This is a genomic window from Pseudomonas sp. BLCC-B112 (assembly GCF_028550695.1).
Lineage (GTDB): Bacteria > Pseudomonadota > Gammaproteobacteria > Pseudomonadales > Pseudomonadaceae > Aquipseudomonas > Aquipseudomonas danubii.
Genome location: NZ_JAQQGK010000025.1, coordinates 1 through 5,703, shown reverse-complemented (window position 1 = coordinate 5,703; position 5,703 = coordinate 1). Strand labels below are relative to the sequence as shown.

Genomic DNA, 5,703 nt, shown 5'->3' with positions numbered 1-5,703 from the left:
ACGTCTGACGGGGATCTGCTGGACACCCTGTGTCACCAGTATTACGGGCACTTGAATGGTAGTGTCGAAGCGGTGCTCGATGCCAACCAGGGGCTGGCCGATGAGCCCCAGCCGTTCCGGGCTGGGGTGCTGATCGTGCTGCCGGATCTGCCGAGCCAGATCGATTCTTCCGTGCTGCTCTGGGATTGATTGTCAGAGTCACCTACAGACCCCGCCATGTGCGGGGTTTTCCATTTCTGGAGCATGAGCAATGAAACCAGAGTTCCGAATCGTTGCCGACGGCAAGAACATCACCGTACTGATCAATGACCGGCTGCTGACCCTGCGGACCTCGGACAAGCCCGGCATGGAGTCGGACGAGTTTGAGCTGCGCATCGACGACCGCGATGGTGCGGTGGCGCTGCCCAGCCGTGGCGCGAGTATTGAAGTGTTCATGGGTTACGCCGGTCAGTCCCTGACTCGCCTGGGTCGCTACATGGTGGACGAGGTCGTGGTGACGGGCCCGCCTGACTCTATCGAGATCCGGGGCAAGGCTAGCGACATGCGCGGCAGTGGCAAGACCACCCGCAGCGGGAGCTGGGAAAATGTCCCGCTGCAACAGATCGTGCGTGATGTGGCGACCCGCAATGGCTGGCAGCCGATGTGCCCGGTGACCACCAAGGTGCCCCGGGTCGATCAGCTCAATGAATCCGACTTCAACTTCATCACCCGTCTGGCCAAGCAGTACGACTGCACGGCCAAGGTGGCCGACGGCAAGCTGCTTGTGCTGCCCCGACAGGCCGGGCAGAGCGCCAGCGGCAAGGCCCTTGGCACCGTCACCATCACTCGCCGCGACGTGAGCCGCTATCAGTTCCGCCTGGGGGACAAAAGCACCCACAAGGCGGTACAGACCAAGCACCAGGACAAAAAGAGCGGAAAGCTGCGGGTTGTCGACCTGGGCAACGAGGACTCCCCGGACGGCCTGCCGCCGGTGCACACCGACCGCCACATCTACCCGAACAAGTCCGCCGCCGAACAGGCCGCCAAGGCCCTTTTGGCGGCATTCAACCGCAGCACCGCCGGTGTGCGCCTGGAGATGTCCGGCCGAACCGATCTATTCGCTGAGCGCATGATCAATGCCCAGGGCTTCAAGGTCGGTCTCGATGGCGAGTATCTGGTGGACTCGGTCGAACAGGTGTTCACCCAGTCTGGGTGGAGCACTACGGTCGAATGCAACGGCGGCAAGAAGGGTAAGGCGAAAGCCAAGGGCAAGAAAAAGAAAGAAACCAAGCCGCTCAAGGTTGTGCAGCTTTAACCCCAACATTACTGGAGATATCAGGCATGACGATTACCGCGCAGCAGCTGCTGCAGATCCTCCCCAACGCCGGCGCTAAAGCCGGCGTTTTTGTTCCTGCTCTCAACGCTGCCATGAGCAAGTACGCAATTATCACCCGGCTGCGGATGGCAGCGTTCATCGCGCAGATCGGCCATGAGTCCGGCCAGCTGCAATGGGTACGCGAGCTGGGCAGCAATCAGTACCTGAGCAAGTACGACACTGGCACCCTGGCCAAGCGCCTGGGCAATACACCCGAAGCGGATGGCGACGGCCAGAAGTACCGGGGCAGGGGGCTGATTCAGGTCACCGGCCGGGCGAACTACGAAGCCTGCAGTGAAGCGCTGTTCAGCGATGCTCGACTACTCAACACCCCGGAGCTGCTGGAAGCCTCGGTCTATGCCGCGCTGTCGGCGGGTTGGTTCTGGCAGCGGGCAGGGCTGAACACCCTGGCCGATAAAGGCGACTTCCTCACCATCACCAAGCGCATCAACGGAGGAACCAACGGCCTGGCGGATCGTGAGGCGCTATATCAGCGTGCATTGAAGGTGCTGCCTTGAAGGCCCCGGGGTGGCTGTTGCCGGTCCTGGCCCTGGTGCTGGGGTTCGCCCTGGGTGGTTGGCTGGCCTGGACGTGGCAGGCCAACGCCTACGGCAAGGATCTCGCTGATCAGGCCGAGGCGTACAGCACTGATCGCGAGCAGGCCGCCACGGCGGTGATCAACTGGCAGGAAACTCAGCAGGAAGCCCGCCGGGCCCTGGAGGATCGCCTGCAGGCGAATGACGAAACCCACTACAAGGAATTGCGCGATGCTCAAACGAACCAGGCTCGCCTGCGTGATCGGCTTGCTACTGCTGATCTGCGGCTGTCAGTCCTACTCAGTACCGCCGCCTCGGGTGGTAGCGGTGGGGTGTCAGCCACCGCCGGCACCTGCGGCGTGGTTCATGGAGCGGCGCGAGCCGAACTTGACCCAGCGGCTGCTCAACGAATTGTCACCATAGCCGGCGACGGTGACCAAGGACTGATCGCCCTGACGGCATGCCAGGACTACATAAAAGAAGTCGTTTTCACGAAGTGAAGAGCCGCGGCGAACATGAAGCCACCGAACTGTGGTGAAGCTGAACTGGTTAGGCTGTTCAAACTGCTGGGCAGGCACTCGGAGCTATTGTAGGAAGTGCGGGCGCGTTGAGCGGCGTTTACGTAACGAAGGAAAAGGAACCCAACCGTTGGCGCCGGCGTGACTGAACGGAGCCAACACCCCAAAGAAGCGATTCCGATGAAGATCGTTACTCGGATAAGTGAAGGTCTAGCTAAACCAGGCGAGGGCCACCCAGTGTCTAGCCGAAGGTTGGACACTGCTGATCTTGGTAGCGGGCTAGGCCCATCGCAAGGACTCTTCCACTATGTCAATGATCGACGCCGAACTATCTGAGGCCGTCGGTGATGTCACCAAAAAAACTTTAGAGAATTAGAAGTAAGCTGGCCAGTTAAGCCAAGGTTGGGAATTAGTAGGTGGTCTGAGATTGAAGGGATTAGGCGCGTCAAGTGCCACAGGTGGCTGCTTAATTGGCTATTTGGTTTTTTCTAGACTCAGTTTTGAAATAAAAATACGGATCAGATGTTGTGGCGCTTAACGATGTGAGATTACTAGCACTCTAGTAGTTTGAAAGGGCTTGGCAGGACTTTTTTTTGCATTAGATCAAAAAGTCAGTCTCCTTGATTTTGTCGAATTACCTAGCTAGGTTTGTTTTTATGCGAGCAACGGATGTTGTTGGTGTGAGAGTGAAATACGTTTAATAGGGAATTAAGGAGGGCGAAGGAATGAAAATGTTAGAAGAGGCAAAATGGGTTGTGATGCTCTTGGTTGGATTCTGCTCATCGCTACCGATGGCACATGCTTGCACTCGCTTGGTATATCTGGGAGATAATCAGCAGGTTATTACTGCGCGTTCAATGGACTGGGCAAAGGACGTGGAAACTAACTTGTGGGTGTTTCCGAAGGGGATGCTCCGTCATGGTGAGGCTGGCCCCAACTCAGTCACATGGACTTCCAAATATGGCAGTGTGATTGCCTCGGGTTATGATATCTCGACGACGGACGGTATGAATGAGGCGGGGTTGTCAGCAAACCTACTGTGGCTAGTAGAGTCTGAGTACCCCGAAGTAGATCAGCGTAAGGCTGGATTAAGTATCGCCGCTTGGGCTCAATATGTTCTTGATAACTTCAAAACGGTAGCTGAAGCTGTTGAGATCCTCAAAACAGAACCTTTCAATGTTGTTACAGCGCCAGTTCCTAAAGAGACTCGATTAGCAACACTGCATCTATCAATCTCTGATGCGTCTGGAGATAGTGCCATTGTCGAGTATATTGGTGGAAAGCAAGTTATTCATCATAGCCGTTCTTATCAGGTGATGACAAATTCTCCTACTTTTGAAGAACAGTTGGCGATGAACTCTTATTGGGAAGGTATTGATGGAACGGAGGATTTGCCCGGAACCAATCGTTCGCCCGATCGTTTTGCCCGCGCATCTTTCTATGTGAATGCAGTCCCTAAGAATCAGGATGCGAGATTTTCGTTAGCAAGTGTCTTTAGTGTTATACGAAACGTATCGGTGCCCTATGGCATTACTACTCCAGGTAAACCCAATATTTCATCAACTCGCTGGCGAACCGTGGCAGATCATAAACAAATGCAGTATTTCTTTGAGTCAGCTATTACCCCTAATACTTTTTGGGTTGATCTGCGGAAGGTTGATTTTAGTGAAGCGACTGGTAAGGTTAAAAAGTTGAATCTTGAGGCTGATCAAAGAAAAGTTTACTCGGGTGAGGTTTCTCGCGATTTTAAAGATTCGCCACCATTCAAGTTTGAGGGTGTTTGATTTTTGGTGATCATTGATCTGTTGGTTTCTAATTTTAAAAGTGAGGTGTTGTTTTTTTGCTCGAGCTGTAAGGTTGTACGTGGTTTGGGCTAAGAGAGCTTAGAGTTTTTAGCTGGTCTTAGTTTTCTGTTAAACATATCAAGGATGCTATGAGATGGGAACTAGTAATAGTGTAAAAAAACTGTTGGAGAAAAGTGAGCGAGATAGAAAGCGACTTGAGGAAATTGATAATGATCTAGAGGCTAAAGTGGCTCATATGAAAAATGAGCTTAGGGAGGAACAAGGGTATTTTTACGAGAATAGCCAGAGAAACTGGAAGTTTTCAGATTACGTGAGTGGTGCTCATTCGGATTTCCAGACCTCGGCTACTTGGAGTCTTGATAATCTAAGTGCAATGATCCAAAATATAACTAACGCTGTTGTGGGCGCATTGGGTCCTGTTAAGGACTTGCCAGATGGTGCGGAAGTATCTAAGGGTGTAGCAGAGATTAATAAGGACGGCGGGATAACACAAGATGTACGCTTGTTGGTCGCGGCAAATTGCTTGAATTTACTATCGGGCATTGTGAATTCATTCGGCAAGTCTAGCAAGGTGCAGATTAGCTCGGCGAAAAATTCAATTCCAATCGGGCAAGGTTTAAGGATATTTGCTGCCGTAGCGTGTAATGTTACGCAGGAGAAAGGGTTTTTTGATAATAAAGTTATGAATTGTTATCGTTATGGATATCTTATTAGCTATTCGCTTGATGAGTTTATTGAACAGGCGGAAATGGCTTTGGTTGCCCAGTATGAGTTAACGCTAAATGCATTTAACATGGCGGCCAAGGATAATTATAATGATTTTGTTAATAAGGAAATCGATCTAAGGCAGTATAAAGAGACGGCTGATATGATTGAGGAGATGACGATTGAAGTCATTGAAAAAATCAAAGCTCTTAATCAAAAAGATGGTGAGTCAGCTAGAACGCTTACTGTCTATAAAAGCCAGATTGAGTTTCTTAAAAGTTGTCTTGTGAATTACGGCTTTGACTCTGAGGTTTCAAAGGGAATTAAGGCGCAGCTTGTAAAGCTGTCTAATTTCTAGGTGTGAATTTTCTGCTTGCTTGAGATTTTTTGTATACAACTCTGGCTGGGTTTTCAGCCAGAGTTAACCTTTTCTATCATTGGCTTAGTTTGTCGGAATTCAGAGTTACGAGACAATTGATTTTCGGTGACGGTCGAGGCCAACGACTGTTGGTAGAGATGTCCAATGACTCCTGATGGCCGAAAGCAGACGCTCATGACTCACCTCTTTTGGCCATTAGAAGCCCCTGCGAAATCAGTTCCGCAATCAAATTTATGACCCGCGTAGGCCATGGGTTGCAGCCTTTCTAGGGAGTGGCACTTGCGGAACTGAATATTCCTCAACTTATTGAAAAACATGAAATTTTATCTGGATTGCAAATCCGCCTACGCCGGTTCGATTCCGACCTCGGCCTCCACCCTTGAAAACCCCGTAGATTAACATCTAC

The 5,703-nt window shown here is 51.6% G+C and carries 6 protein-coding genes; all 6 read left to right on the top strand.

Annotated elements, in window-relative coordinates; translation table 11 throughout:
• A partial coding sequence (locus PQT43_RS31150) for a tail protein X (RefSeq protein ID WP_272755588.1) occupies nt 1-189 on the top strand: 189 nt, incomplete at its 5' end.
• 61 nt (nt 190-250) lie between these two features.
• Nucleotides 251-1,294, top strand: a complete 1,044-nt coding sequence (locus PQT43_RS31145; RefSeq protein WP_267268380.1) for a phage late control D family protein — start codon at nt 251-253, stop codon at nt 1,292-1,294.
• 26 nt (nt 1,295-1,320) lie between these two features.
• A complete protein-coding gene (locus PQT43_RS31140; protein ID WP_267268379.1) occupies nt 1,321-1,872 on the top strand; it encodes a glycoside hydrolase family 19 protein in 552 nt (183 codons plus the stop codon).
• Entirely contained in the window at nt 1,869-2,390 is a 522-nt protein-coding gene (locus PQT43_RS31135; protein ID WP_253085328.1) for a lysis system i-spanin subunit Rz, read from the top strand. Before PQT43_RS31140 ends, PQT43_RS31135 begins: the two co-directional genes overlap by 4 nt.
• A gap of 743 nt (nt 2,391-3,133) precedes the next feature.
• Complete coding sequence (locus PQT43_RS31130; RefSeq protein WP_102882557.1) at nt 3,134-4,192, top strand: linear amide C-N hydrolase; 1,059 nt, start codon at nt 3,134-3,136, stop codon at nt 4,190-4,192.
• A gap of 154 nt (nt 4,193-4,346) precedes the next feature.
• Nucleotides 4,347-5,276, top strand: coding sequence for a hypothetical protein (locus PQT43_RS31125; protein WP_123394358.1), 930 nt, complete (start codon nt 4,347-4,349; stop codon nt 5,274-5,276).
• The last annotated feature ends 427 nt before the right edge of the window (nt 5,277-5,703 follow it).